Source organism: Pusillimonas sp. (assembly GCF_029263785.1).
Classification (GTDB): domain Bacteria; phylum Pseudomonadota; class Gammaproteobacteria; order Burkholderiales; family Burkholderiaceae_B; genus Pusillimonas.
Genome location: NZ_JAJUFE010000003.1, coordinates 69,880 through 95,390, shown reverse-complemented (window position 1 = coordinate 95,390; position 25,511 = coordinate 69,880). Strand labels below are relative to the sequence as shown.

27 protein-coding genes are annotated in these 25,511 nt (G+C 56.9%); 11 read left to right on the top strand and 16 right to left on the bottom strand.

Annotated elements, in window-relative coordinates; genetic code table 11:
• Position 1 precedes the first annotated feature (1 nt).
• From pgaB to Q1J88_RS01690, 9 genes are all read left to right on the top strand, one after another.
• Positions 2-2,032 (top strand): poly-beta-1,6-N-acetyl-D-glucosamine N-deacetylase PgaB, encoded by a 2,031-nt coding sequence (gene pgaB / locus Q1J88_RS01730; RefSeq protein WP_301115673.1) that lies wholly within the window; start codon positions 2-4, stop codon positions 2,030-2,032.
• Positions 2,029-3,360: a poly-beta-1,6-N-acetyl-D-glucosamine synthase gene (gene pgaC / locus Q1J88_RS01725; RefSeq protein ID WP_301115672.1), complete on the top strand. Its 1,332-nt coding sequence runs from the start codon at positions 2,029-2,031 to the stop codon at positions 3,358-3,360. The genes pgaB and pgaC overlap by 4 nt, the downstream gene beginning before the upstream one ends.
• Positions 3,357-3,800 (top strand): poly-beta-1,6-N-acetyl-D-glucosamine biosynthesis protein PgaD, encoded by a 444-nt coding sequence (gene pgaD / locus Q1J88_RS01720; RefSeq protein ID WP_301115671.1) that lies wholly within the window; start codon positions 3,357-3,359, stop codon positions 3,798-3,800. The genes pgaC and pgaD overlap by 4 nt, the downstream gene beginning before the upstream one ends.
• 142 nt (positions 3,801-3,942) lie before the next feature.
• On the top strand, positions 3,943-4,395 hold the full coding sequence (locus Q1J88_RS01715; protein ID WP_301115670.1) for a curli production assembly/transport protein CsgE: 453 nt from the start codon (positions 3,943-3,945) through the stop codon (positions 4,393-4,395).
• On the top strand, positions 4,396-4,848 hold the full coding sequence (locus Q1J88_RS01710) for a curli assembly protein CsgF (RefSeq protein ID WP_301115669.1): 453 nt from the start codon (positions 4,396-4,398) through the stop codon (positions 4,846-4,848).
• Positions 4,845-5,795 carry a CsgG/HfaB family protein gene (locus Q1J88_RS01705; protein ID WP_301115668.1) on the top strand — a complete coding sequence of 317 codons (951 nt, stop codon included), beginning with the start codon at positions 4,845-4,847 and terminating at the stop codon, positions 5,793-5,795. The genes Q1J88_RS01710 and Q1J88_RS01705 overlap by 4 nt, the downstream gene beginning before the upstream one ends.
• Before the next feature lie 90 nt (positions 5,796-5,885).
• Positions 5,886-6,521, top strand: a complete 636-nt coding sequence (locus Q1J88_RS01700; protein ID WP_301115667.1) for a hypothetical protein — start codon at positions 5,886-5,888, stop codon at positions 6,519-6,521.
• A 98-nt stretch (positions 6,522-6,619) separates the two neighbouring features.
• Positions 6,620-6,967, top strand: coding sequence for a curli-like amyloid fiber formation chaperone CsgH (gene csgH / locus Q1J88_RS01695; protein ID WP_301115666.1), 348 nt, complete (start codon positions 6,620-6,622; stop codon positions 6,965-6,967).
• A gap of 271 nt (positions 6,968-7,238) precedes the next feature.
• Positions 7,239-7,988: a response regulator transcription factor gene (locus Q1J88_RS01690; protein WP_301115665.1), complete on the top strand. Its 750-nt coding sequence runs from the start codon at positions 7,239-7,241 to the stop codon at positions 7,986-7,988.
• A gap of 8 nt (positions 7,989-7,996) precedes the next feature.
• Here Q1J88_RS01690 and Q1J88_RS01685 read toward each other — a convergent pair whose 3' ends face one another.
• From Q1J88_RS01685 to Q1J88_RS01645, 9 genes are all read right to left on the bottom strand, one after another.
• A complete protein-coding gene (locus tag Q1J88_RS01685) occupies positions 7,997-9,829 on the bottom strand; it encodes a GGDEF domain-containing protein (RefSeq protein WP_301115664.1) in 1,833 nt (610 codons plus the stop codon).
• Between the two features lie 117 nt (positions 9,830-9,946).
• On the bottom strand, positions 9,947-10,513 hold the full coding sequence (gene sufT / locus Q1J88_RS01680) for a putative Fe-S cluster assembly protein SufT (RefSeq protein ID WP_301115663.1): 567 nt from the start codon (positions 10,511-10,513) through the stop codon (positions 9,947-9,949).
• 9 nt (positions 10,514-10,522) lie between these two features.
• A complete protein-coding gene (gene sufU / locus Q1J88_RS01675; protein ID WP_301115662.1) occupies positions 10,523-10,978 on the bottom strand; it encodes a Fe-S cluster assembly sulfur transfer protein SufU in 456 nt (151 codons plus the stop codon).
• Entirely contained in the window at positions 10,975-12,234 is a 1,260-nt protein-coding gene (locus Q1J88_RS01670; RefSeq protein ID WP_301115661.1) for a cysteine desulfurase, read from the bottom strand. Before Q1J88_RS01670 ends, sufU begins: the two co-directional genes overlap by 4 nt.
• Positions 12,231-13,535: a Fe-S cluster assembly protein SufD gene (sufD, locus tag Q1J88_RS01665; RefSeq protein WP_301115660.1), complete on the bottom strand. Its 1,305-nt coding sequence runs from the start codon at positions 13,533-13,535 to the stop codon at positions 12,231-12,233. Before sufD ends, Q1J88_RS01670 begins: the two co-directional genes overlap by 4 nt.
• Entirely contained in the window at positions 13,532-14,302 is a 771-nt protein-coding gene (sufC, locus tag Q1J88_RS01660; RefSeq protein WP_301115659.1) for a Fe-S cluster assembly ATPase SufC, read from the bottom strand. Before sufC ends, sufD begins: the two co-directional genes overlap by 4 nt.
• Before the next feature lie 15 nt (positions 14,303-14,317).
• Positions 14,318-15,766 (bottom strand): Fe-S cluster assembly protein SufB, encoded by a 1,449-nt coding sequence (gene sufB, locus Q1J88_RS01655; protein ID WP_301115658.1) that lies wholly within the window; start codon positions 15,764-15,766, stop codon positions 14,318-14,320.
• 44 nt (positions 15,767-15,810) lie between these two features.
• Positions 15,811-16,275 carry an SUF system Fe-S cluster assembly regulator gene (locus Q1J88_RS01650; protein ID WP_301115657.1) on the bottom strand — a complete coding sequence of 155 codons (465 nt, stop codon included), beginning with the start codon at positions 16,273-16,275 and terminating at the stop codon, positions 15,811-15,813.
• Positions 16,276-16,359: 84 nt separating this feature from the next.
• Positions 16,360-18,138 (bottom strand): ABC transporter ATP-binding protein/permease, encoded by a 1,779-nt coding sequence (locus tag Q1J88_RS01645; RefSeq protein ID WP_301115656.1) that lies wholly within the window; start codon positions 18,136-18,138, stop codon positions 16,360-16,362.
• An 87-nt stretch (positions 18,139-18,225) separates the two neighbouring features.
• Here Q1J88_RS01645 and Q1J88_RS01640 point away from each other — a divergent pair, with 87 nt between their 5' ends.
• Together Q1J88_RS01640 and Q1J88_RS01635 are read left to right on the top strand one after the other, a co-directional pair.
• A complete protein-coding gene (locus tag Q1J88_RS01640; protein ID WP_301115655.1) occupies positions 18,226-18,741 on the top strand; it encodes a sigma-70 family RNA polymerase sigma factor in 516 nt (171 codons plus the stop codon).
• Complete coding sequence (locus Q1J88_RS01635; RefSeq protein ID WP_301115654.1) at positions 18,705-19,676, top strand: anti-sigma factor; 972 nt, start codon at positions 18,705-18,707, stop codon at positions 19,674-19,676. The genes Q1J88_RS01640 and Q1J88_RS01635 overlap by 37 nt, the downstream gene beginning before the upstream one ends.
• Here Q1J88_RS01635 and Q1J88_RS01630 read toward each other — a convergent pair.
• The 7 genes from Q1J88_RS01630 to rpmI all read right to left on the bottom strand — a co-directional run bounded on the left by Q1J88_RS01630 (position 19,663) and on the right by rpmI (position 25,422).
• Entirely contained in the window at positions 19,663-20,448 is a 786-nt protein-coding gene (locus Q1J88_RS01630) for a ferritin-like domain-containing protein (RefSeq protein WP_301115697.1), read from the bottom strand. The two genes, Q1J88_RS01635 and Q1J88_RS01630, sit on opposite strands and share 14 nt — an antisense overlap.
• Positions 20,448-20,843, bottom strand: coding sequence for a MerR family transcriptional regulator (locus Q1J88_RS01625; protein WP_301115653.1), 396 nt, complete (start codon positions 20,841-20,843; stop codon positions 20,448-20,450). Before Q1J88_RS01625 ends, Q1J88_RS01630 begins: the two co-directional genes overlap by 1 nt.
• 82 nt (positions 20,844-20,925) lie before the next feature.
• Positions 20,926-21,252: an integration host factor subunit alpha gene (locus tag Q1J88_RS01620; protein WP_301115652.1), complete on the bottom strand. Its 327-nt coding sequence runs from the start codon at positions 21,250-21,252 to the stop codon at positions 20,926-20,928.
• Between the two features lie 12 nt (positions 21,253-21,264).
• On the bottom strand, positions 21,265-23,670 hold the full coding sequence (pheT, locus tag Q1J88_RS01615) for a phenylalanine--tRNA ligase subunit beta (protein WP_301115651.1): 2,406 nt from the start codon (positions 23,668-23,670) through the stop codon (positions 21,265-21,267).
• Positions 23,671-23,713: 43 nt separating this feature from the next.
• Positions 23,714-24,736: a phenylalanine--tRNA ligase subunit alpha gene (pheS, locus tag Q1J88_RS01610; RefSeq protein ID WP_301115650.1), complete on the bottom strand. Its 1,023-nt coding sequence runs from the start codon at positions 24,734-24,736 to the stop codon at positions 23,714-23,716.
• 109 nt (positions 24,737-24,845) lie between these two features.
• Complete coding sequence (gene rplT, locus Q1J88_RS01605; RefSeq protein ID WP_301115649.1) at positions 24,846-25,205, bottom strand: 50S ribosomal protein L20; 360 nt, start codon at positions 25,203-25,205, stop codon at positions 24,846-24,848.
• 19 nt (positions 25,206-25,224) lie between these two features.
• Positions 25,225-25,422: a 50S ribosomal protein L35 gene (gene rpmI, locus Q1J88_RS01600; RefSeq protein ID WP_301115696.1), complete on the bottom strand. Its 198-nt coding sequence runs from the start codon at positions 25,420-25,422 to the stop codon at positions 25,225-25,227.
• Positions 25,423-25,511 lie beyond the last annotated feature (89 nt).

The following is a 25,511-nucleotide window of genomic DNA, read 5'->3' as shown; positions in this document are numbered from 1 at the left end:
GATGACTGCCTATCCAACCCGCCTGCACTGCCTTGTCTTCCTGTTTTGTGCACTGTTGGCTTTGGCAGGTTGCGCCAGCCACGCCCCACGCTTTGTGCCTCCCGAGCAACGACCAATAGAGCATTCTGAAAAGCCGTGGCCGCGTAATCACTACCTGGTGCTGGCGTATCACGATGTGGAGGATGAAGACCCGGATCAGTCCTATGTTTCCGTCCGCACGGACCACCTGGTGGAGCAATTTTCCTGGCTTCGCGAAAACGGGTATACACCTGTCACCGTGGATCAGATCCTGGCGGCGCGTAACGGAGGCCCTGACTTGCCAGAGCAGGCTGTTCTCCTGACATTTGATGATGGCTACCGAAGTTTTTACACGCGGGTATTTCCAATATTGAAGGCGTTCAACTGGCCGGCTGTCCTGGCACCGGTGGGAACCTGGGTAGGTACGCCTGATAACCAGCTGGTGGATTTTGGCGGCAAGATGGTGGAGCGCGAGCGGTTTCTGACCTGGGATCAAATTGCCGAAGTATCCAGATCAGGCTTGGTCGAGATTGGCGCCCATACCGATGCCATGCATTACGGCGTTGTCGCCAATCCACAAGGCAACTTGCAGCCGGCTGCCGCCGCCCGAATGTACGACATGGCAAAGGGCGAGTACGAAAGCGATGCCGCTTACGAAACTCGGGTTCGTGATGACGTGGCACGCATTACAAAAAAAATACGGCAGGTCACAGGCAAGTCGCCCCGTGTGTGGGTGTGGCCTTATGGTGAGGCCAGCGGGCCCGCCTTGAAGATCGTACAGGAACAGGGTTACCAGATGGCCCTTAACCTCGAGAACTCCCTTGCATCGATCCATGACCTGTTCAGTGTTCCTCGACTGCTTTTGTCGAACGACCCCCCCTTGCAATCCTTCGCGCAGGCCGTCGTCAACATGGAAAATGATGTTGAGATACGAGTGGCCCATGTGGATCTCGATTACGTCTACGACAGTGATCCCGAGCAGATGGAACGTAACCTGGACCAGCTCGTTCAGCGCGTCGCGGACCTGGGCGTCAATGTCGTGTTCTTGCAGGCTTTCGCCGATCCCGATGGCGATGGTCTGGCGCGCGAGTTGTATTTCCCCAATCGCCATCTTCCGGTTCGAGCTGATCTGTTCAATCGCGCGGCCTGGCAACTGCGAAGCCGGGCCCTGGTGCGCGTCTTTGCCTGGATGCCGGTATTGAGTTTTCAACTGGATCCGGGGTTGCCGCGCGTCACGCGCTGGGATCCCAGGTCGGGTGAAGCCAAGGTGGATCCCTCGCAGTACGAACGTCTGTCGCCATTCGATCCCCGCGTCCGCCAGCAGGTCATGGAACTGTACGAGGATCTTGCGCGCAATGCCATCTTTGCCGGCATTCTCTTTCATGACGACGCGCTGCTCTCGGATTTTGAAGATGCCGGCCCCCTTGCCCTGGCGGCCTATCGTGAGGCAGGGCTGGGGAACTCCATCGAGGAAATGCGCGCGGATCCACAAAAAATGCATCGCTGGACACGCTTCAAAAGTCGCTATCTGGTGGATTTCACCCGCGATCTGGCAGAACGCGTACACGAATTGCGCGGCCCGCAGGTGGAAACTGCGCGCAATATGTTTGCTCCCCCCATTGTTGAGCCCGAAAGCGAAGCCTGGTTTGCACAAAATCTCGACGACTTCCTGGTCGCTTACGACTGGACCGCGCCGATGGCCATGCCGTGGATGGAAGGTATTGCCGACAAGGATAGCAAGGCGTGGCTCAAAAAGATGGTCGATGAGGTCGGCACGCGACCCGGAGCTTTGGATCGTACGGTGTTCGAGCTGCAAGCGCGAGACTGGAGGGAGCAGCCGGATGGATCGGATGGGGGCCACGTGAGTTCCATCCTTCTGGCGGACTGGATGCGTTGGCTGCAGATGAACGGTGCACGCAATCTTGGTTACTACCCTGACGATTTTGTCGCGAACGAACCCCGTATCGAGATCATTCGTCCCGTTCTGTCCAACAACTGGTATCCCTTCCGATGAAAGTCCGTCTTACTGCCCTCATGCTATTAGGCCTGGTAATCGGCACGCCTTTGGCCCTGGCCTTCTTGTCCACAAGCAGTGCACTGCTGGGGTTTGTGTTTTTTTATCCCCTGTTCATGTCCGGCATCTGGATGGCGGGCGGGATTTACTACTGGCTGGCATGGGAAAAGCGGTGGCCCTGGGCACCCGGAAAGATCACCCCGATTTTGCATGGCAATCCGCTGATAACCATTGTGATTCCATGCCACAACGAAGCCGATCACGGGGCCGAGGCGATCCTCGCGGCGCTGAATCAAAACTATCCCAACATTGAGGTGATTGCGGTCAATGATGGCTCGAGCGATTCCACCGGCGCCATGTTCGATGAGCTCGCCGAGCGGTTCCCGGCCCTGCGCGTGATCCATCTGGCACGGAATCAGGGTAAGGCCATGGCCTTGCGCATGGGAGCCTTGGCCGCTCGCGGTGAATACATCGTCTGTATCGACGGGGATGCCATGCTTGATCCGGACGCCGCCGCCTATTTGGTACTGCCCATGCTGGACAGGCCGCGGGTCGGCGCGGTGACCGGGAATCCACGTATCCGGACCCGTTCTACTCTGGTCGGCCGGATTCAGGTTGGCGAATTTTCGTCCATCATCGGGCTGATCAAGCGCACGCAACGGGTGTACGGGCAGCTCTTCAGTGTGTCGGGCGTAGTGGCAGCCTTTCGGCGCCAGGCGCTCGATGATGTCGGGTACTGGAGTCTCGATATGATCACGGAAGACATCGACATCACCTGGAAACTTCAGCGTAACCAGTGGTTGGTGTTCTTCGAGCCGCGCGCTTTGTGCTGGATCCTGATGCCCGAGACGGTGAGGGGCTTGTGGAAGCAGCGCAAACGCTGGGCTCAGGGCGGTGCCGAGGTGTTTCTCAAGAACATCTCCCTGGCTTGGGACTGGAACCAGCGTCGACTTTGGCCACTGATGGCCGATTACCTGTTGTCCACAATCTGGGCCTTTGCCATGGCTCTGACCATCTGTCTCTGGCTGGTCGGTCTTCTGGTCGATGTTGAGCCCGCAACCCAGGTGTCCCGAGTGTGGCCACCAGCGTTCACAGGCATGGTCCTGGCCGTCGCCTGTCTGCTGCAGTTCGCAATCAGCGTCCTGATTGAAAGGCGCTACGAGCCCGATATTGCTCGCTCTCTGTATTGGATCGTCTGGTACCCCTTCGTGTACTGGCTGATCAATCTGTGCACGACCCTGATCAGTTTCCCTAACGTAATGTTGCGAATCCGGCGCCGGCGCGCTCGCTGGTCGAGTCCGGATCGCGGCATCAAGGAGTTGACATGAGCTTACTCGTACAAACACCACGCCCGCTTCCAGTCAGACTCCTGGATTACGCCCTGACGGGTATCGGGTGGCTCGCTTTCAGTTATCTGATGACAGCCGGCGTCATTGCGGTGGTGAACGGGGTCGATCACAGCCTTGAATTCCCATTCATGGGCGGCGTAGTGGCAACGCCTACAGCGCTGCTTCTATATGTGACGGTTTGCGCGATTAACGCCTTGTTACTGATGTTATGGGGTACCTACCGCAAACGAGTCACACGTATTCCGCCGACGGGCCTACGTATGGCCGACGATATTCAGTTGGCCGAACGCTTTGCTCTTTCCACGCCCCAACTTCAGGACATCCGTCTGAGCCGTATGGTGGTCATTCATCATGCAGAAGACGGTGAAATCAGTCGTTGGGAGGGCGCAGACGACACTTCTATCCGACTTTCAGCGTAGCTGCAACCCTATTCTTAGGCCAAACGGCGGGTGCTTTCTAGGATGTATATCTCATGCGGATAAACGGCTCCCGTATTTAAGATGAACACACGGTTTCGACAAGTAATAACACCTTTCTGATGTAACCGTAGAGGGGGGACAGATGACCCGCTGCAACAAGCATCTTCAGGCTTTGCTCTTCACCCTGGGCTGGATCGCCGCCTATTCGACGGCTGCCGGACTGGAGGAGGACCTGCTGAAGACGCACCCGGAAAAAAGCGTGCTTGACGACCCCCTGAGCGGAATCGTGATCAACCGTACCGTCACTGTACTCGGTAACGACTTTTATCAGTTCTTCGCTCGTTCATGGAGGGAGATGGACGGCGACCAGCGCTATTCCATCTCCGTACATGAACGCCCGACCACCAAGTTTGGCAGCGAAATCTGGGTGCAATACCGCCAGGAGCGGGTTTTCCACATGTTTCTTTCTCCTGCACGGCAGGCCGCAAAGGACATAAGCCAACAAGCTGCAAAAGTCGTGTACGAGGCCGTGGTCAACAGCGAAATCCAAAGGATGCTGGTGCAAAGCCAGGATCTGGGAAAAGAGGAGCTCTAAATGAAACAGAACAAGTTATGGCGTGGCACCGTACTTTGCTGCATGGGCGCGCTGGCCACCGCGCTGTGGGTTCAGCCGGCAAGTTCGACCGAGCTGGTGTATTTCCCGCTAAATCCTTCCTTTGGTGGGCCTCCGCTTAACGGACCGAACCTGCTGAACTCGGCCCTGGCCACCAACAAGCATACCGACCCGGATGCCGACGATAACCTGTTTGGTGCCAATCAGCCCTCCCCTCTTGAGATCTTCCAGGACACCCTGGAGCGAGCCATTCTGGGACGTCTGGCGGCTTCGGCGACATCACGTGTCGTTGGCGAAGACGGGAACCTCATACCCGGCACCCTCGAGACCGAGAATTTCACGATCAATATCGTCGACGTCGGCGGTGGATTGCTTTCCATTACCACAACCGACAAGGTAACCGGCGGTTCAACCACGTTTCAGGTGGGCAAATGAAAACGGCCGCCACACACAACACGGGGGCGGGAATGCGCCGGGCATTCAGGGCGATAGTGCTTATGGCGGCCTGCGCTGCGCTGACTGCCTGCGCCACGTATCGCGAACCCAAAGACGTGGGTGCACCGGCCCAGCTGACGCCTCCCACTCCGTCAACGCACGACCTGCTGCGCCTGCCTGAACCAAAAGGGAAGATTGTCGTGGCCGTTTACGGTTTTCGTGACCAGACGGGTCAATACAAGCCCTCGCCCGACAGCTCTTTTTCAACGTCGGTAACCCAGGGGGCAGCATCCATGCTTGTCAAGGCGCTTAAAGATTCCGGCTGGTTCACGCCAGTTGAACGCGAAAGTCTGCAAGAACTGCTGACCGAGCGGCGCATTGTCCGAGCGCTGGATGGTTCTCAGGATAAAGAGGCACCGCAAGTCCAGATTCCCGCCCTGTTGCCTGCGTCGATTCTGGTTGACGGGGGAATCATCTCGTACGAAAGCAATATTCGCACGGGCGGTCTGGGTGCGCGTTTCCTGGGCATCGGTTTGTCGACTCAATACCGCATGGATCAGGTGACTGTAGGCCTTCGCAGCGTAGACATCCGTACGGGGCGCGTCCTGCAGACGGTGTCCACCACCAAGACCATTTTCTCTTACGAGGTGCGTCCAAGCGTGTTCAAGTTCGTCAATTTCAAGGATCTGCTTGAAATTGAGGGCGGCCTGACCCAGAACGAACCGGCACAGCTATGTGTGAAAGAAGCGATTGAGGCAGCCGTCGTTCATCTGACCGTGCAGGGCCTGAAAGACAACAATTGGGCATTAAAGAACCCGGAGGACTGGAACACCCCGATTGTCCAGCGTTACCTGCAGGCGGAAAACAATTACGCCCAATCCATCACAGAAGAGCAATTGGGACCACCCGCTGTGGCATCCACGGCACCAGTCGATCCGCTGCAATGAGCGTGGGTCATTCGGTTTAAGCGGGCCCGGTTCTGAAGACCGCCGGGTACCCGTGCAGCGACCCCGGTCTTCTTAACGAGGAGATACACTATGTCTTACAAACTATCGGCAATCGCTTTGGGAATCGGAGTCATGTTCAGCGTCGGGGCAGCCCATGCAGACACGGCCACCATTTCTCAGACCGGATCGTGGAACGATTCCTCGATCGAGCAGTATGACAACAACGGTGCGACGGCCACAATTACCGTAAACGGCTACAGCAACGATGCAGTTGTTGTCCAGCAAGACGTGAACAACGCCAATGCCACGATCACGCAAACCGCCAGTGCAGGTGACGCCACCATTGATCAAAGCGGTTCGCAGCAATGGTTCTGGACCGTTCCCGGAAACAACCAGTACGCAAACATCCAGCAAACCTGGGGTTGGGGCAACACGGCCTGGGTAACCCAGCGCGGCAACAACACCGACGCAGGGATCTCGCAAGGTGGCTTCGACAACCTGGCTGGAATCAAGCAACAAGGTCAAGGTGGATGGGTCGTTGCCCAGATCAACCAGACGGGTCATATGAACGATGGTTATATCGAGCAGAAAGGCAGTGGCCTGAATGCCACGATAAACCAAAACGGCTATCGCAACGAAGGTGTAATCCTGCAAAGAAACTCGGGACACACTGCCACGTTGACCCAGGTTGGTTCGTACAACATGGGTGTAATCAAGCAGCACTAAGCCGGCAACCCGGGCGGACTGCGCCGCGGAGCGACCTGGCTAACGCCCGGCGTTTCGCGGCCCGTCCCTTGACCGTTCTTTTGAACAAATTGAATCAAATGAAAACAGGTACTACGGAAATGAATGCCGATATCGATTTACAAGCTTGGTTGGAAACGCAAAATGCCACTCGCCCGGAGGTCATCATTCCCTACGTGCAGAGTAATCACGACACCAGCGTGCGGTATTTGCTCCGCACCACCGTGGCGCACGAGCGGGGAAATAGCCGCATCAGTCAGGGAGGCGTGCTGAGCGTTCCTGCCGACACAGCAGTAGCGCTCCCCCGTCTGGCGGTATCGTCTCCCAATGGCGAGTGTCGGATCGAGCTCGTCTTGACTGAGCGAATGGGTGTAGAGCGACGGTACGAATTTGACTGTCTGGATGCCAGAACCGCATCGCCCCATTGAAGCATATTATGGGGAATGAATCATATTGTTTCAGTTAATTTGCAAAGTAATCATTTACTTGCACCACATATTTCATTTAAATTATTGACGTCGCTTAAGGGCCAAGCATATTGGCTAGTATAAAGAGGGGATAGGAGCCGCCGGATTCACCGGTCCAGCGTTCTACACACGCGACACCGATTCATTGCCTACCGCAAGGATCTTCGTGCGACTCTGGACAGGCACCGACTCTCGTCCTCTTACATGCAACGTCGCACGTAGGAATATAAGCATGACCATTATCAAAGTAGTGGAGCCACATGCATTAATCCGTTTAGGACTCCTGCAATTAATCGCGAACGTGATGCCCGATGTCACGGTTGAAGGTGCCGATTACTCCAGCCTTCATGCTTCACGTGACGAAAGTCGAGAAATCGATCTGGTCTTATTGTCCATCTCGCCTGCCGAAGATGCCAATCAGCTAATAGATTCGGTACTAAAGGCCTACGCACCGCGCGCCATTCTGATTCTTTCTGATAATAATCACCTGCCCGGGTCGATCACCTTGCCCCCGGCAGTATCCGGATATGTTGCCAAGAACGCCGAGCCGGAGGTGCTCGAGGCGTCGATCCGACTCGTCCTGGCTGGCGGCACCTGCTTTCCGTTGCGCAAGCAGCTCTTGCCCACCGAAAAGCACAAGTCATCAGCTCGCGTTAACGTACCCAACGGAGCAAATCACAGCGAAAATGGCAGCAAGCTTTCCTTGCAAGCTCATGCTGAGTCCGAGATGCTGGGACTGACACCGCGTCAATATGAGGTGCTCGTATTATTGTCGCGAGGCTATCCGATGAAAACCGTGGGACGCTATCTGAACATATCGGTGGCTACAGCAAAAGCTCACACCGAAACGTTATACCAGCGTCTGGACGTGCATAATCGGAACGCTGCGGTGTATGCGGCGGTGTCCCGAGGTGCCAAGCTGGGTTGGGCAAGTATCGGCGGGCAGTCTGATGGCAACTCCAGACCCGAGGGCCGCAATTGATGCGGCCTTTATCTTGCCTGTACAGCGCGGCGGCGTTCCACATATAAACTATTGCCGCTGATCGTCTTCGCCTGCGCCTTGGCTTCGGCAGCTGCAGTGGCTATGTCGTGGCAAGTATCGAACTGAGCGGGTTCAACCAAGATCACACCAAGGGAAAGACTGGGCCATTCGAACCGGCACAGGCTCCCATGCCGATCATTTGCAAGATAGCCATCGGGGTTGTGCTTGTCGACGAGACTGTTGCTGTCAAGAAATGCCCGCATGGAAACCGAAAAAGCATCCAGCAGGCAGTGGCACCGGGATTCCCAGTCCGGACTTTTCCAGATGACGAGGAAGTCGTCGCCACCAATGTGTCCCACGAAATCGTCGTCGCTCGTGTGACTGCGCAATAACGCGCCCGTCATCTGGATGACTTCGTCTCCCTGAACGTAGCCAAAAATGTCGTTGAACGGCTTGAAATTATCCAGATCTGCGTAACAGGCACTGAAGCATTCGCCTTGGGCAAGCAGGTGCTCAATATGCAGATTCAGCGGCAGGTTACCAGGCAATTGCGTCAAGGGATTCGCGTGCCTTGCGTGCAATATTTGCACTTCTGTCAGCTCTCGCAGCAAGTCCTGCGTTGTTCCGATTCCAAGGTATTTTCCGTCGGACCCAATGATGATGAAGTCACTGAACAACCTGGACTGAGACGTATCAGTCAATATGTGCCCAAGTTTTTGCAGACTGGTGGAGTGATCAATCATGGGCGGGGCGACATCCATGAACAAGGTGCAGTTTCTTCGTCCGTAAAGCTCACGCTGATACGGTCTGGCGAACCGGCCTATCAGCTCGTCGCGCTGTATCATGCCTTGTGGTACGCCGTTATCCACTACGGGTACAGATTGAAGGTCAGGATGCTGCGAAAACAGCTCGCACACCTCGTCATTGGTCATCGTGGGCGATGCGCACGGAACATTGCGCAATAAGGTGCCTGCAGTTGCGAGCGGCTTGCCTGTTTGACCTTTCCAAGCGTGTGCTGCGGTCTTGAGCTTGTGCAGATCCGACACCAACTCGTCAGACAGTCCGGCCAAGGGTGTCCGTTCGGGGCGGGCAATGTAGAAGCCCTGGCCACTGCGAACACCTATGTTCAAGAGAAACTTCAGTTCCTCCTGGTGTTCTATGCCTTCAGCAACCACCAGTGCGCCCGACTGTTGAGCAATGTCGCGAATAGAGCGCACGAACTGCTGCTTCAGCCCGTCGTCGTGAATGCCCTGAATAAAGTGCATATCGACTTTGACATAATCAGGCCTGAACTCAGACCAGCGTCGCAAGCTGGAGTATCCGTTGCCCAGATCATCCAGGGCCAGCTCGAATCCCGCTTGGCGATATTCGGAAACGAGCCTGTTCAGTTCGTGGCAATCCTGCGTGAAATCTTCGGTCAGCTCAAGAACCACCCGATTCGGGTACAGACCCAGTTGGCGGAAGTCGTTGATCAACACCGAGGCGTCATCGCCCAATTGCAACAAGACTCCCGGACTGATGTTGAGAAACAGCCGCCCCGGAAGCTCCAGATCAATGAAACGTTCGATTAGCGTGTGACAACACAGAATTTCGAGTTCGGTGGTCAGGCCATGCTCGCGAGCCACTCGAAACATGTCCAGCGGCAGGTGCAAAGGCCCCCCCGAAGGCCCGCGTATCAACCCTTCGTAGCCCAGGATCGCTCCGAACTGTATGTCGACAATTGGCTGAAATACGGGGGTAAGCTGCCGGTCGCGCAAGATGTCATCGAGATGCCTGCGCAAATCAAGATCGGGCCCGTTGTGCGAAGGGACAATGCCGCCTACCTTTTCGTACAACGACATATGCCCTACCTCCAGACTCTGATGTTTCGAATACCTGCGCGCACTATAAGCGTACCGTGTGAATAACGGATGACAGACCGGGTTATTTAGTCGTGGCCGGCCCGCGCGCGAGCGTTCTTACATCAGACCTAGCTCGAGTTTGGCATGTTCGCTGATCATTTCCCGGCTCCAGGGAGGATCCCATACCAGGTTCACGTCAACGGTCTCGACGCCGGGAATCGACAGCAATTTTGTCCGGGCCTCGTCGGCAATGAAGGTCCCCATGCCGCATCCCGGCGCCGTGAGGGTCATGTCAACCTCGATCCGGTACTTGCCTTCTTGCGATCCGGGAAAAACTTCACAGCGATAGACCAAGCCCAGATTGACGATGTCAACGGGTATTTCCGGGTCGTAGCATGTCGCCAGCAGTTCCAGCGCCGAAGCCTCGATGGATTCGGGGTTGGCTTCACCCGGTGCCATCTGCACAGCCGGCGTTTCGGTGGGTTCCAGGCCAAGCGCATCAGCGTCCTTGCCTTCAACGCGGTAAAGATTGCCCTCGACATAAACCGTGTAACTGCCTCCCAATTGTTGCGTGATTTGGGCGATGCAGCCCTCCTGTATGGTGACGGGCTCGCCAAAAGGCACTGAAACCGCAGGCAGATCGCGGCTGACAACGACTTCGTTGGGTCTTCTGTTGTGATACATGGCAATACCTTATTCAGTCTTCGCCGGTTCGGACACGCCTTGCAATGCGTTGTGCAAGGTGTGCCAGGCAAGCGTTGCACACTTCACCCGCACTGGAAATTCCTTGACGCCGGCCAGCACCTGCAGCTTGCCAAAATCGCGATTGACCGGCCGGCTTTCGGTAAGCATCGTGTGGAAGTCCTGGAACAGACTCTCGACTTCGTCGACGGGTTTGCCGCGTACGGCTTCGGTCATCAGAGATGCCGAAGCCGTGGAGATTGCACATCCCTGGCCCACGAAACTTGCTTCGGCCACTACCCCATCCTCGACACGCAAATACACGGTAAGTTCGTCGCCGCACAATGGGTTATGCCCCTGCGCGGCATGACTCGGGCGCTCCATGCCGTGGTAATTGCGGGGGTGCCGGTTGTGATCGAAGATCACTTCTTGATAAAGCTCGCGTAAATCAGGTTGCATATCGCTCATGGAGTCTCCGTCAAACCAAACATGGACTGGGCCTTTTCCACTGCCTTGACCAGAGCATCGACGTCCTCGGGGGTGTTGTACAAGGCCAGTGACGCCCGGGCGGTACCCGATATGCCAAACTGGGTCATGATCGGCATCGCACAGTGATGTCCAGCCCGTATGGCTACGCCTTCCATATCCAGGATGGTTCCCAGGTCGTGCGGATGAATGCCGTCAATGACGAACGACAGAATGCCCGCTTTGCGTTCAGCGGTTCCAATGATTCTGACACCTGGCAAGGCTGAAATTTTGTCGGTCGCCAGGCCGAGCAGCTCTTGCTCGTGGGCGGCGATACGGTCCAGACCGACGGACTGCACGTAATCAATGGCGGCTGCCATGCCCACGACACCGGCAATATTCGGAGTTCCTGCCTCGAAGCGCTGTGGAACGTCGGCGTAGGTGGAGCGATTGAAAGCAACGGTAAGAATCATGTCGCCACCGCCTTGCCACGGTGGCATCGCTTGAAGGAGCTCGTGACGCCCATACAGCACCCCGATCCCTGTGGGGCCGTATAGCTTATGTGCAGAGAACGCATAAAAGTCGCAGTTCAACGCCTGCACGTCGACAGTCTGGTGCGCCACGGCCTGTGCACCATCCACCAGGACCAGCGCACCGGCCCCATGCGCGAGCCGAACGATATCCTCGACGGGATTGACCGTTCCCAACGCGTTCGAAACATGCGCAACGCAAACGATCCGGGTACGCGCATTGAGAAGCTTCTGGTAGTCGTCCATCAGCAACTCACCGCGCTCATTCATGGGTACAACTTTCAACACTGCACCGGTCTGGTTGCATAGCAGTTGCCAGGGCACGATATTGGAATGATGTTCCATCGCGGTGAGCAAAACTTCGTCGCCCTTTTTCAGATTCGCCCTGCCCCAGCTTTGGGCGACAAGGTTGATCGATTCGGTGGTTCCGCGGGTGAAGATTATTTCTTCATCTTTGCTTGCATTGAGAAATTGCCTTACCGACTTCCGGCCAGCTTCGTACAAATCGGTAGCATGCTGCGAAAGCCAGTGAACGCCACGGTGAATATTGGCATTCGACTCGGCGTAAAAGCGGCTCTCGGCCTCGATTACCTGGCGAGGCTTCTGGGTGGTGGCTCCGTTATCCAGGTAAACCAGACGTTTGCCGCGCACGGGCCGCGAAAGTATCGGAAAATCGCGGGCGTGGTCGGAAACCGATGCGACCAGGGTGGTAGCAGTGCCGGCACTCATGAAATGTCTCCCAGCAATGCTCCGCCGGGCAACAGGTTCCGTACTGTCGTCGCGACTCGGCGCCGCATGGGTTCAAGCGTAATTCGCTTGAGGGCCTGCGCAGCGAAAGCGTATGTCATGACGCCGTGTGCATGCGCCTCTGATAGCCCTCGCGACCGCAGATAGAACAGGCTTTCTTCGTCAATCTGGCCTACGGTTGCTCCATGAGCGCACTTGACGTCATCGGCGTAGATCTCGAGTTCGGGCTGCGTGGTGACCCGCGCCGTACGTGACAGCAAGAGGTTATCCGAACGCTGTATCGCATCGGTTCCGTCGGCACCTTCACGCACCTGAATCCGACCTGTAAATACCCCTTGCGCGGAATCGTCAAGAATGCCCCGATAGAATTCATGACTGGTGCTGTCCGGCTGAGCGTGATCGATACGCGTGTGATGGTCGACATGTCGGCGACCATTGGCATAGAAGAAGCCGTTGAGCAGAGCGTGGCACTTGGTGCCACCGAAGCGGGTACCGATATCGTGACGGGCCAGGCGGGCACCCATGGATATCGAATGCGATTCGTAGGTTGATCCGGAATCCTGCTCTATATCGATCATGGCCAGGTGAAAGGCTTCGGGCTGTTCCTGCTGAACCTTGAGGTGGGTCAGCCGGGAGTTCGAACCGAGGCGTCCACGCAAGACCGCATTGGTAAACGTCGCGTCTTCGGCATGTCCGATATAGTGTTCAACCAGGACTGCCTCGGCGCCTTCTCCCAACAACACGATATTGCGCGGGAAGCTGGCAGTTGCATTACCGGCCGATATAAACACCAGATGCAGGGGCTCGTCCAGAATCGTTCGCGCAGGAATATCTATATACGCACCATCAGCCGCCAGCGCCAGGTTAAGCGCAGCGGGACCGCCTCCTTCGTCGGCGTTTCCAAAGGCAGATTCAAGGGCGGCCTCGCCTGACGTGAGCGCCTGAGCCAGCGGAACAATACGTATGTTGTCGTTGAGCGGTCCGATGCGCGAAAGGCCGGCGTGGAAACGGCCGTCAATGAATACCATCCAGTGACCGCCCTGCCCTTGCCGGAGAGCATCGATTTCAAACTGCGTGGAGGACACCGGTTGCCCATCGAAAACCTGTTGCTGCAAGAAAGCCAGCGAGGTGTGTCGCCAGTCGGGGTGCCGGGTGGTCGGCCACCCTTCAGCCATGAACCGGTCCAGTGCGCGTTGGCGCGTGTGGATCAGCCAGGGGTGCGTCGATCCTGGCAGGTTCGCGCTTTGCGCACGCTGATGCCAGAACTGCAGTAATTCACTCATGCGTCGGCTCCCTTGCGCTCGGCCGCCTCCTGCTTGACCCAGCCGTACCCGCGCTCTTCGAGTTCCAGAGCAAGTTCACGCCCTCCGGAATGCTGGATGCGACCGCCGGACAGAACATGGACATGATCGGGAACGATGTACTCGAGCAACCGCTGGTAATGGGTAATGACAATCAATGCGCGATCAGGAGAACGCAGACGATTTACGCCTTCGGCAACAACGCGCAAGGCGTCGATATCCAGCCCTGAGTCGGTTTCATCCAGAACCGCCAGACGCGGCTGGAGCAACGACATTTGCAGCACCTCATTACGCTTCTTCTCGCCACCCGAAAAGCCCTCGTTGACAGAGCGATAGAGAAACTCTTCTCGCATGCCGACTGCCTTCATCTCGGCCTTGACGTGGTTGAGAAAATCCATGGCGTCCATTTCGGGCTCGCCGCGATGGCGGCGAACCGCGTTGACAGCCGCCCGCAGAAAATATGCATTCGACACGCCCGGTATCTCGATGGGGTACTGAAACGCCATGAACAGCCCTTCGCGCGCCCTTTCTTCGATGGACATCCCGGTAAGATCGCGACCGTCCCACACGATGGAGCCACTTTGTATCTGGTAGCTTTCACGCCCTGCCAGTACTTGCGCAAGCGTGCTTTTTCCTGAGCCGTTGGGTCCCATGATGGCATGCACCTCGCCTGCCTTGACCGAGAGGTTGAGGCCGCGCAGTATTGGCTTTTGACCTATGTTTACGTGCAGATCCCTGATTTCCAGCATGATGATTGATTCTCCTTAGCCGACGCTGCCTTCAAGGCTGACGCCCAATAAATTCTGTGCCTCTACCGCAAACTCCATGGGCAGCTCCTTGAATACTTCTTTACAGAACCCATTCACAATCATGGAGACAGCATCCTCGGCCGACAGCCCACGCTGCATGGCATAGAAAAGTTGTTCTTCACTTACCCGCGATGTCGTGGCCTCGTGCTCGACATGGGCACTGGGGTTCTGGGCTTCGATGGTTGGAAATGTATGGGCCGCGCACTCTTTACCAATAAGAAGTGAGTCGCATTGCGTGTAGTTTCGGGCGTTCTCGGCCTTGGGAGTTATGCGTACCAGCCCGCGATAGGTGTTGCTTCCATGACCGGCTGAAATGCCCTTCGAGATGATGGTGCTGGATGTATTGCGACCCATATGAATCATCTTGGTGCCAGTGTCAGCCTGCTGACGGTGATTGCTGAGCGCGACGGAATAAAACTCGCCGACGGACTCGTCGCCACGCAGAATTACGCTGGGGTACTTCCAGGTAATGGCCGATCCGGTTTCGACCTGGGTCCACGAAATTCGTGAACGCGCGCCACGGCAATCGCCGCGCTTTGTGACGAAGTTATAAATACCTCCGACGCCGTCCTTGTCGCCGGGATACCAATTTTGAACGGTGGAATACTTGATCTTGGCATCGTCCAGCGCAATTAATTCCACAACGGCTGCATGAAGCTGGTTTTCATCGCGCATTGGCGCCGTACAGCCTTCGAGATAGCTGACACTGGCCCCCTCTTCAGCAATGATCAGGGTCCTTTCAAATTGGCCGGTATCTCTGGCGTTGATGCGGAAGTATGTCGACAGCTCCATCGGACATCGAACGCCTTTGGGGATGAATACGAACGAACCATCCGAAAAGACGGCCGAGTTCAGTGCTGCATAGAAGTTGTCGCCAGGGGGCACAACGGTGCCCAGATATTTGCGAACAAGCTCGGGATGCTCTTGAACGGCCTCCGAGAAGGAACAGAAGATCACGCCGACTTCAGCCAGTTGCTTGCGAAAAGTGGTTGCGACCGAGACCGAATCAAACACGGCATCAACGGCTACGCCCGCCAGGCGAGCCCGCTCATGCAAGGGAACGCCCAGCTTTTCGTAAGTGCGCAACAACTCGGGATCGACTTCATCCAGACTTTTTGGTCCATCGGCTTTACTTTTAGGCGCCGAGTAGTAGACGATGTCCTGAAAATCGATGGGTGGGAACTTGACCGCCGCCCATTCAGGAGGGGTCATTTCCAGCCATCGGCGATAGGCGTCGAGGCGCCACTGCAGCAAGAACTCAGGTTCACGTTTTCGCGCCGACAATTGCCTGACCGTGTCTTCGGACAGTCCTTTGGGCAAAGAGACGGATTCAATTTCCGTCACAAAGCCCGCTTCGTATTCGCGATCAAGAAACGAGCTGATGTTCGCGGAAGCATTTTCCATACAAGGGTTCCTTTATAAAGCGCAGGTAAGTGTGCGGCCAAGCATCAGGCAGGCGGCTGGCGCCGCAGTACGGCCTCGATGCCGACGGCTGCCAGCGTATCGGCTTGCGGGCGGGCCATATCGGCTACAGACACGTCTTCGAGGGTTCGCCGTATGATCGCGTTGATACGCTGCCAATTGCTGCGCAAGGTGCAATCAGTTTCGAAGTCGCAGCTCCCGGGCAGTGCCGTGCATTCGGTCAGGCCAAAGGGTTGCTCCTCAAGGGCATCCAACACCTGCGCAATTGAAATTTCGGTGGCTGGCCGACCCAGGGTATAGCCGCCTTGCACCCCACGCACGCTGCGCACAAGGCCTTGTCTTCCGAGCAGCTTCAATACCTTGCTTACGGTGGGCGGATTAAGACCCAAGGCCCTTGCTAGCTCGGGCGCGCTACAGAGACGGTCGGGACAACCCGCCATATAGGTCAGCACCAGAGTGCCGTAATCCATGATCTTGCTTATGCGCAACATCGCATGGGCTCCAGTCAATTCTGTAGCTAATACAGTACCTGTTCGGTACTGTATTCGTCAAGCAAGGCCCTACTTACAGTACGGTTAGTCCTGGGATTGTTGCAGGAGCCACATCTGGGCATAACGGCCACCCTGCAGCAGCAATTCGCGATGCGACCCCTGTTCAACGACTCTTCCGTGATCAAGCACGAGAATCTTGTCGGCGTCCACGACCGTGGAGAGCCGATGAGCGATGATCAATGTCGTACGGTCGCGAGAGATCTGGCGAAGCTCGTCCTGGATTGCGCGCTCGGTGCGGGTGTCCAGTGCGCTGGTGGCCTCGTCAAACACCAGAATCGGCGGGTTCTTCAGCAAGGTTCGCGCAATCGCCACACGCTGTTTTTCGCCGCCCGAAAGTTTCAGCCCCCTTTCACCAACCCGTGTGTCGTACCCGTCGGGCAGGCTTTCAATAAAATCGTGGATGCGCGCCGCACGGGCCGCCTCCACGATTTCCTCGCGACTGGCTCCAGGTCGTCCATAGGCAATGTTGTACAAAATCGTGTCGTTGAAAAGTACGGTGTCCTGGGGCACGATTCCGATGTGCCGGCGCAGACTGGCCTGTTCCAGATCCCGCACATCGATATCATTGATCTTGATGGCACCTTCTGATACGTCGTAAAAACGGAACAATAATCTGGACAAGGTCGACTTGCCGGCACCGGACGCTCCCACGACGGCCAAAGTATGGCCGGCAGGAATTTCAAAACTGACATCAAACAATATCTGACGGTTCAGTTCATAGCCAAAATCCACATGTTCGAATTTGACCGAAGCATGGCGTGTATCCAAAACCTGCGCAGAGGGCTTGTCCACAATTTCCTGCTCTTTTTCGAGCAGGCCGAACAGTCGCTCCATGTCGGCCAAGGCGTGCTTGATTTCACGATAAACAAAGCCCAGGAAGTTTAACGGCGCATACAGCTGGGTCAGGTATGCCGAGACCAGAACAACATCTCCGACAGTCATGGTTTCTTTGACCACCCCACTGGCCGAAAGCCAAAGCAAGGCGGTCACTCCAACGGTAATGATGATGCCCTGCCCCATATTGAGCAGATTCAGGGACACCTGATTCTTGACTGCCGAATCGACCCACCGTCCAAGATTGCGGTCATATCGATCCAGCTCATAACCTTCGTTGCCGAAATACTTGACGGTTTCATAGTTGAGCAGAGCGTCTATTGCCTTGCTGTTGGCCTGGCTGTCCAGGTCATTCATGCTGCGGCGATACACCATCCGTTTTTCTGTGACTACGAGTGTGAACACGATATAGGCGGCAATGGTTCCCAAAGTGACCACGGCAAACAGGAAGTCATAGCGCCAGAGCAAGATGACCGCCACCATGGTGATTTCAAGCAAAGTCGGCAATACGTTGAACACCATGAAATTAAGCAAGAAGCCGATGCCCTTCGTGCCCCGCTCGATGTCCCGGCTGAGACCACCCGTCTGTCGCTGAAGGTGAAAGCTCATCGACAAGCCGAACAGATGCCGGAACAGGCGAGTGGCGATACGTCGGATGGAACCCTGGGTGACGCGGGCAAACAGCGCGTCACGAAGCTCGCCAAAGACGCTGGTGGCCAGACGCGCAAATCCATAGCCCAGGAGTGCAGCCACGGGCAGTACCATCAAGGTTTGGGGGAGGCTCAGGCCATCAACCACATCCTTGAGGAACAATGGCGTGATGACACTGGCCACCTTCGCCGCCACAAGACAAGCCATGGCAAATATCACCCGCCATTTGAATTGCCAGACGAAAGGAAGCAAAGAACGGATTGTCTTGATGTCGTTGCGATTGGCGGGAGCTGCGCCCCGGTAGTGAAGTCTGCGCATGAATAAAGAAGAAAAGTTACGGATACAACGCGGCGGCGCCGGCAACACCTTATACAATAAACCGCATTCGAAACATCGGAAGACTACATGGCCGACCCGACCTTTGATTATCAGGCCGCGCTGGCCTCCTGCGCCCAGGGTGACGCGCAGGCGTTGCGCCGGCTTTACGCGCAAGAAGCGCCACAGATGCTGGCTCTGGCCAATATCATGCTGGCAGATCAGACGGCCGCCCAGAGCGCGGTTCATGATGCATTCGTCTTGATCTGGAAAAATGCAGCCAGCTACGATCCGCGCACTGGAAGCGGCCGCGCCTGGATGTACAGCATTATGCGCTATCGCACGCTGAACCTGTTACGACGTCAGCCGACCCGAACGGCAACCACATCCACGCCAGACCCATTGCCAAGACATGCAGCCGAGGGATCCGGATTGGCAGCTACACTTGCCCGGCAGCCCGATCAGACGCGCAAACCCATCCTGATGGCCTTTTTCGGTGGCATGGACTATGCCGAAATTGCCAGGCGAGTTGGCTGCAGTAGAAGCGAAATACGAAACCGGGTCCGCGCATGTCTGCGACTCTTGCGGGAGCACACTCCGGCATGACTTCGCTCCAGCACAAAGATGACGACTTCATTGCAGAGTACACCCTTGGCCTGCTCGAGTCCGACGAAATCGCACAGGCTCACTCCTTGCTGGGTGAAGACGATGCCGCCGTAGTCTGCGCGCTGCAATGGGAAGCCCGGCTACTGGCCATCACCGACGTGCTTACACCGCTGCACCCGCCTGTCGAACTGCTGAATCGCATTCATGACACCTTGGGCTTGCCGCGTGAGCTGTCATCAGAACCGCCTCGCGAGCCACGCCTTATTCGCCCTGACCTGGCATCCGCAGTAGCGACGTCCGAGTCGTCCCCCCCGGTTGCAGCACCCGACGCAAGTGTCCAGGACAACACAAGGGCGTCTGCGCAAATGCCAGGCAAACGCCGCAGCGCTCCGCCGGATCCCACGGAAGCTTTCCGGCGCGAGGCCGCATCACGTCGCCCCGCGAGTCGGTTGATGTTCGGCACCCTATGGTTCTGGCGGTTTCTGGCGGGGGCTCTTGCCTTGCTGGTGATAGCCCTGATCTTGCCAAGGGATATTTTCCGACACGAGCCGGCCCTGAGCGCATCGTTGGAGCCAGCCCCCTCACCCGCTCCGACCATCGTGCAAGTGGCGGTGATGCAAGCGCCTGGAACAAGCTCAACACCGGGGTGGATCCTGACCGTAGACAGCCGGCAAAACGTCATGCTGGAACCCAAGGTGGATATTGTTGTTCCTGACTCTGACAGGGTTTACCTGTGGACATATCTTGAACACCTGCCGCAACCCAGGTTATTGGGTGTCGTGGACCCTGAGCGGCCGTTGACGCTTCCAGTGGAAGTTACCGGTGAAGTTCTACCTGGCCAGATCTTCGAAATGACACAGGAACCGGGAACCTCCAACCCCCGTGAGCCCTCGGGTCCCATACTGTTCATTGGCAGGACAGTCAGTCTGGGTTGACGGCTTCTTCTTGCAAGGCCTCAAGCTCGGCCGGGCTGAAACCCGCCTCGCGCCGAGCCTCCAGATTGAAAGGTCCGCGTTGGCGCGGCGCGCGGTACTGTCGTGCCAGCGCTCGATACTGTGCTATGGGATCCAGGCCCCGTTCGGTGCACAATTGGCCATACCATTTGTTGCCAATGGCGACGTGACCAATCTCATCTCGCAAGATGATCTCCAGTATCTCTGCGCCGCGCACATCGCCTGCCGCACGCAGTTTGTCGCGTATTGCAGGCGATGCATCCAGGCCGCGGGCTTCGAGCGTTCGAGGCACCAGCGCCAAGCGGGCCAGCAGATCCGAGGAAGTGCGACGAGCCATATCCCAAAGGCCGTCATGTGCCGGAAAATCCCCATAGGCAAAGCCCATGCTTTTGAGGTGATCGGCCAGCAGCGAAAAGTGGTAAGCCTCTTCGCGGGCCACTTGCACCCAGTCCAGATAAAAGGCCTGTGGCATGCCTTCGAAACGCCAGATAATATCCAGCGCCAGATTGATGGCGTTGAACTCGATATGCACCAGCGAGTGAATAAGGGCGGCGCGCCCCACTGCGGAATTGACGGAGCGCTGCCTGACCTGAAACGGCCCGACCAGTTCGGGGCGGTCAGGCCGGCCTGGTATGCCGGCGGGCTCGGCAAGCGAACTTGAGGTATCAAGCTGCGTTGGATTGATCTTGGCGACCGCTGCTACTTTGTCTGCGGCACAGGTACACAGCAAGGCCGCCAGGGCCTGCTGTCGCATCATTGACTGCCGGCGCCTGTGCCCAGGGCTTTGGCCAGATCGTCGCGTGCTGCTTCCAGCTCTGCACGAAGCATTTGAAGTTCGTGACCGCTTAAACGTATTGCGGCTTCTTGATCAAATGGTGCCTGGGCGTCACCCAGGCGATTGCGCGCGCCACTGATGGTAAAGCCCTGCTCGTACAACAGATCGCGTATGCGACGTATCAGCAGGACTTCGTGATGCTGATAATAGCGACGGTTACCGCGGCGCTTGACTGGCTTGAGTTGCGTGAACTCCTGTTCCCAATAGCGTAGTACATGCGGTTTGACGCAACACAATTCGCTGACTTCACCAATAGTGAAATAGCGTTTGGCCGGTATCGGCGGCAGCGTAACGGGGGTTTCAGTGGAACTCATGGACGAACGTTATAGTATTTGATAAAGGTGCCCCACAGCGGGGCCACACGTTTCCCGAGCCGTAATGCCCGAAGACCTGAGTTTAATCGGCCTGCTCTGCCGAAACTGCTCCGGCTTGTTCGACCGCGCTCTTCAACTTCTGGCTGGCATGAAAGGTAACCACGCGCCGCGCCTCGATGGGGATCACCTCGCCGGTTTTTGGATTGCGCCCCGGACGCGGGGGCTTGTCCCGAACCTGAAAGTTTCCGAAGCCGGACAGCTTGACGGCCGTGCCACGTGCGAGACATTCGCGGATTTCTTCAAAAAAGGTATCGACGATGTCTTTGGCTTCCCGTTTATTCAGCCCCACCCGCTCGAAAAGCAGCTCGGCCAATTCAGCTTTGGTCAAAGTACGCGAGTCTGAAGTCATGTGGTTTACTCCTTAAGCACGCTGGCGCGCACCGTGGGTGTCGACGAGGGCCTGCAACAACCGGCTCATGCATTCTTCGACACGGGCGTCGTCCAAAGTAACCTGTTCGTCCTGAAGCCGGAAATGCAGGGCCATGCTTTTCTCGCCGCTTCCCGAGGGATCGCGCCATACGTCGAAAAGCCCAATGTGCTGAACAATGCCAAGAGTAGCATCAGATTCAATAGTTTGGGTAAGGGTGTCGAGTAAATCCTGATACAAGACGTTCTCATTCACCCAGACAGACAGATCGCGGACCACGACCGGCTGACGCGAAAGTTCGCGCGGCGCAGGTAAGGCCACGGAGTCGATAGCGGCGACATCCAGTTCGAAGACCACAGGCGGGTGAGCCAGATCGGCTTCCCTGCTCAGGCGGGGATGCAATTCGCCGATCCAGCCAATGGCCTGACCGTCCAGCTCCAGTCGGGCACTACGGCCCGGATGCAGCGCCGGATACTCTGCAGCGACACAGCGCAATTGGGCGGCACGTTTCCCCAGGAGGGTTTCAACGTCCTTCTTGACATCAAAGAAATCCACCTGACGCACGGGAACACCCCATTGCTCATCCACGGCCGGGCCCCACGCGGCACCAGCCAGGCGCTGAGGCTGCGCGACTCCGGCAACACTTAATTCTCCGGCTTGTACCGATGGATCACGATAAAAGACCCGTCCTAGTTCAAATACCCGAACTCGTGACTGCTTTCGATTTGCGTTGTGGCGAATATTATCGACCAGGCCGGCAATCAGGCTCGAACGCATGACCGCGAGTTGGCTCGCGATGGGGTTCAACAGTCGGATGGGATCGTTGTTTCCGGCATACTGGCGCTCCCACTCGTCCTGCACGAACGAGAAGTTGATCACTTCTTGATAGTCCATTGCTGCCATGGCATGACGCAAGGCGTGAGGACCACGCACTGACTCGGGATCGATGCGCATGTTGGCACGTGCACGAGGGGGCTGATCGGGCAGGCGCTCGAAACCGTAAATGCGGGCAACCTCTTCGATCAGATCTTCTTCGATCTCGATATCAAAGCGGTATGAAGGGGGCACGACGCTGAAGACACCGTCAGTGAGGCTCCAGTCAAGGCCCAGGCTGTTGAAAATGCGCTCGACCTCGGCCTGCTCAACCGGGACGCCCAAGACCCGATGACAGCGTTCGAGACGCATCGCCACAGGTTTACGCTGCGGCAGGTTAATTTCCTGGTCGTCAACCGGTCCGGCCTGGCCGCCACAGATTTCAAGGATAAGCTGCGTGATGCGTTCGAGGTCGCGAACGACATTCTGGAAGTCAACACCCCGCTCGAAGCGATGGCTTGCTTCCGAGCCGAACTTGTATCGGCGGGCTTTGCCCATGATGGCGTCGGGCCACCAGAACGCCGCTTCAACGTAAATGTCGGTGGTATCCAGAGTCACTGCAGTGGCTTCGCCACCCATGATGCCCGCCATGCTTTCGACGACGTCGCCGGCGGCAATGATTCCGACATCCGGCGCCAGCTCGACCGTCTGGCCATTGAGCAGCGTGAGCTTTTCGCCCTCCTTGGCCCAGCGTACGGTAAGGCCACCGTGAATGCGTTTCAGGTCAAAAACGTGCGTTGGGCGACCCAGCTCGATCATCAGGTAGTTGGAAACGTCAACCAGCGCGGAAACAGAGCGCTGCCCTGCCCGCTCGAGTCGGGAAACCATCCAGTCCGGCGTTTTTGCACGCGCGTTCACGCCGCGGATGATGCGTCCGGCAAAGCGGCCGCAAAGGTCCGGAGACACCACGTTTACCGGCAGGCGGTCATTGATCGAGACAGGCGCAGGTGTAATTTGGGGTACAGAAAGCGGTGCACCGGTAAGTGCGGACACTTCGCGAGCCACTCCGAGTATCGACAGGCAGTCAGCCCGGTTGGGAGTCATCTTGATGGTGAACAAGGTATCGTCCAGATCAAGAACCTCTCGCAACGAACGGCCCACCGGGGCCTCGGAATCGAGCTCCAGCAGGCCGGCGTGATCCTGGGACAGCCCCAACTCGCGTGCCGAGCACAGCATCCCGAAGGATTCAACCCCGCGCATCTTTGCCTTGCGAATCTTCATGCCGTCCGGCAGCTGGGCACCGATACGCGCCAATGGCGCTTTCATGCCTGCCGCCGCATTGGGGGCTCCGCAAACAATCTGCAAAAGCTCTCCAGAGCCGTCGTCTACCTTACAAACCCGCAATTTATCGGCATCGGGGTGCTTTTCGATCTCGACGATATGTGCAACCACGATCTCGCTGAAAGGTGGCGCCACAGGCTGGGTTTCTTCAACCTCAAGCCCCGCCATCGTGAGCCGATGAGACAGCTCGTCAGTGGAAATATCGGGATTTACGAACGTGCGTAGCCAGGATTCCGGAAATTGCATGATGTGTAGTCAGTCCGTTACAGTCAGCCGGCGCGATGGGCGCCTAGCGATTGAATTGACGCAGGAAGCGCAGGTCGCCTTCAAAAAACTGGCGAAGGTCGTTGACGCCGTAGCGCAACATTGTCAGACGCTCAAGGCCCGAGCCAAAAGCAAAGCCTATGTAGCGTTCGGGATCGAGCCCGAAATTGCGCACCACCTGCGGATGAACCTGGCCCGAGCCGGAGATTTCGAGCCAGCGTCCCTGGTTCGGCCCCGAGGTGAACATCATGTCAACCTCGGCAGACGGCTCGGTGAAAGGAAAGAAAGAAGGACGGAAACGGACGGACAGATCGTCGGTTTCAAAGAACGCACGCAGAAAATCGGTGTATACACCCTTGAGGTCGGCAAATGAAATGTCCTCGGCAATCCATAGACCTTCGACCTGATGGAACATGGGCGAATGGGTGGCATCGCTGTCGACCCGATACGTGCGTCCCGGGGCGATCACTTTGATCGGGGGCTTGTGCATGCGCGCGTAACGGACCTGCATGGGACTGGTGTGTGTCCGCAATAGCAGTGGCAGACCCTTTTCGTCTTGCATGTCGACGTAAAAGGTGTCCTGCATGGACCGCGCCGGATGATTTTCGGGATTATTAAGTGCCGTGAAATTGGTCCAGTCATCTTCGATTTCCGGACCGTCGGCGCAATCAAATCCTATTGAAGCAAAAATGGCCTGCACGCGCTGCCAGGTCTGGATGACCGGATGGATTCCGCCTATGCCCCGACCCCGCCCGGGCAAGGTCACATCGATGGTTTCGGCGGCCAGGCGCTTCTCCAGCTCAGCTTGAGCGAGCTGTGCGCGCCGCTCATTGAGCAGATTTTCGATCTGCTGCTTGGCCTGATTGATGCGCCCACCCTGCTCACGCTTTTGTTCTGGGTCGAGCTTGGCCAACCCTTTCAACAGCGCGGTCAATTCACCCTGCTTGCCCAGAAATCGCGCCTTGGCGTTTTCGAGCGCGTTGGTGTCGTTGGCTTGGGCGAAAAGCTCTTGTGCCTGTGCGATCAGGTCATCCACCGGAGGAGTCATGTTTTTGGCTTCCAAAAGCAAACGGAGCTGCAGGGTCGTTGACGCCGCCGGCATCAACAGGCCCTAGAGCCCCGTTCGCAACAACACAATATCGTGATCGAAACGGCTATCAGGCAGCCAATGCTGCACGTGCCTGAGCCACGACTGCCGCAAATCCGGCTTTGTCGTTTACTGCCATGTCGGCGAGCACTTTACGATCGAGTTCGATAGAGGCTTTCTTGGTACCGGCGATGAACGCGCTGTATGTGATACCCAATTCGCGGCAGCCTGCGTTGATACGGGTGATCCACAGGGCACGGAAGGTACGCTTTTTATTGCGACGATCGCGATAGGCGTACTGACCGGCCTTCATGACGGCCTGTTTGGCTACCCGGAAGACATTACCGCGACGACCGCGATATCCCTTGGCAGCACTGATGACTTTCTTGTGACGAGCGCGAGCGGTAACGCCGCGTTTTACGCGTGGCATAGTAGTTCTCCGTTAAATATCAAGCGTAAGGCAGCATTGCCTTGACCGATGCGACATCCGCTTTATGCACGGCGGTCGATCCGCGCAGCTGGCGTTTGTTCTTGGTCGTTTTTTTGGTGAGGATGTGACGTTTGAACGCCTGTCCGCGCTTGATGGAACCACTACCCCGAACCACGAAACGCTTGGCAGCGCCCCGTTTGGTTTTCATTTTAGGCATGTTGAAACTCTGTTGTGATTTATGACCGCAGGTGGTTGCCCAACTTAAAAGCAACACTTGCTCAACCCACAAAGCCGGTAAAGCAACAA

What these genes read in the sequence shown, in the direction of transcription:
- pgaB (WP_301115673.1), top strand. Translation starts at nt 2, where the DNA reads ATGACTGCCTATCCAACCCGCCTGCACTGCCTTGTCTTCCTGTTTTGT.
- pgaC (WP_301115672.1), top strand. Translation starts at nt 2,029, where the DNA reads ATGAAAGTCCGTCTTACTGCCCTCATGCTATTAGGCCTGGTAATCGGC.
- pgaD (WP_301115671.1), top strand. Translation starts at nt 3,357, where the DNA reads ATGAGCTTACTCGTACAAACACCACGCCCGCTTCCAGTCAGACTCCTG.
- Q1J88_RS01715 (WP_301115670.1), top strand. Translation starts at nt 3,943, where the DNA reads ATGACCCGCTGCAACAAGCATCTTCAGGCTTTGCTCTTCACCCTGGGC.
- Q1J88_RS01710 (WP_301115669.1), top strand. Translation starts at nt 4,396, where the DNA reads ATGAAACAGAACAAGTTATGGCGTGGCACCGTACTTTGCTGCATGGGC.
- Q1J88_RS01705 (WP_301115668.1), top strand. Translation starts at nt 4,845, where the DNA reads ATGAAAACGGCCGCCACACACAACACGGGGGCGGGAATGCGCCGGGCA.
- Q1J88_RS01700 (WP_301115667.1), top strand. Translation starts at nt 5,886, where the DNA reads ATGTCTTACAAACTATCGGCAATCGCTTTGGGAATCGGAGTCATGTTC.
- csgH (WP_301115666.1), top strand. Translation starts at nt 6,620, where the DNA reads ATGAAAACAGGTACTACGGAAATGAATGCCGATATCGATTTACAAGCT.
- Q1J88_RS01690 (WP_301115665.1), top strand. Translation starts at nt 7,239, where the DNA reads ATGACCATTATCAAAGTAGTGGAGCCACATGCATTAATCCGTTTAGGA.
- Q1J88_RS01685 (WP_301115664.1), bottom strand. Translation starts at nt 9,829, where the DNA reads ATGTCGTTGTACGAAAAGGTAGGCGGCATTGTCCCTTCGCACAACGGG.
- sufT (WP_301115663.1), bottom strand. Translation starts at nt 10,513, where the DNA reads ATGTATCACAACAGAAGACCCAACGAAGTCGTTGTCAGCCGCGATCTG.
- sufU (WP_301115662.1), bottom strand. Translation starts at nt 10,978, where the DNA reads ATGAGCGATATGCAACCTGATTTACGCGAGCTTTATCAAGAAGTGATC.
- Q1J88_RS01670 (WP_301115661.1), bottom strand. Translation starts at nt 12,234, where the DNA reads ATGAGTGCCGGCACTGCTACCACCCTGGTCGCATCGGTTTCCGACCAC.
- sufD (WP_301115660.1), bottom strand. Translation starts at nt 13,535, where the DNA reads ATGAGTGAATTACTGCAGTTCTGGCATCAGCGTGCGCAAAGCGCGAAC.
- sufC (WP_301115659.1), bottom strand. Translation starts at nt 14,302, where the DNA reads ATGCTGGAAATCAGGGATCTGCACGTAAACATAGGTCAAAAGCCAATA.
- sufB (WP_301115658.1), bottom strand. Translation starts at nt 15,766, where the DNA reads ATGGAAAATGCTTCCGCGAACATCAGCTCGTTTCTTGATCGCGAATAC.
- Q1J88_RS01650 (WP_301115657.1), bottom strand. Translation starts at nt 16,275, where the DNA reads ATGTTGCGCATAAGCAAGATCATGGATTACGGCACTCTGGTGCTGACC.
- Q1J88_RS01645 (WP_301115656.1), bottom strand. Translation starts at nt 18,138, where the DNA reads ATGCGCAGACTTCACTACCGGGGCGCAGCTCCCGCCAATCGCAACGAC.
- Q1J88_RS01640 (WP_301115655.1), top strand. Translation starts at nt 18,226, where the DNA reads ATGGCCGACCCGACCTTTGATTATCAGGCCGCGCTGGCCTCCTGCGCC.
- Q1J88_RS01635 (WP_301115654.1), top strand. Translation starts at nt 18,705, where the DNA reads ATGTCTGCGACTCTTGCGGGAGCACACTCCGGCATGACTTCGCTCCAG.
- Q1J88_RS01630 (WP_301115697.1), bottom strand. Translation starts at nt 20,448, where the DNA reads ATGCGACAGCAGGCCCTGGCGGCCTTGCTGTGTACCTGTGCCGCAGAC.
- Q1J88_RS01625 (WP_301115653.1), bottom strand. Translation starts at nt 20,843, where the DNA reads ATGAGTTCCACTGAAACCCCCGTTACGCTGCCGCCGATACCGGCCAAA.
- Q1J88_RS01620 (WP_301115652.1), bottom strand. Translation starts at nt 21,252, where the DNA reads ATGACTTCAGACTCGCGTACTTTGACCAAAGCTGAATTGGCCGAGCTG.
- pheT (WP_301115651.1), bottom strand. Translation starts at nt 23,670, where the DNA reads ATGCAATTTCCGGAATCCTGGCTACGCACGTTCGTAAATCCCGATATT.
- pheS (WP_301115650.1), bottom strand. Translation starts at nt 24,736, where the DNA reads ATGACTCCTCCGGTGGATGACCTGATCGCACAGGCACAAGAGCTTTTC.
- rplT (WP_301115649.1), bottom strand. Translation starts at nt 25,205, where the DNA reads ATGCCACGCGTAAAACGCGGCGTTACCGCTCGCGCTCGTCACAAGAAA.
- rpmI (WP_301115696.1), bottom strand. Translation starts at nt 25,422, where the DNA reads ATGCCTAAAATGAAAACCAAACGGGGCGCTGCCAAGCGTTTCGTGGTT.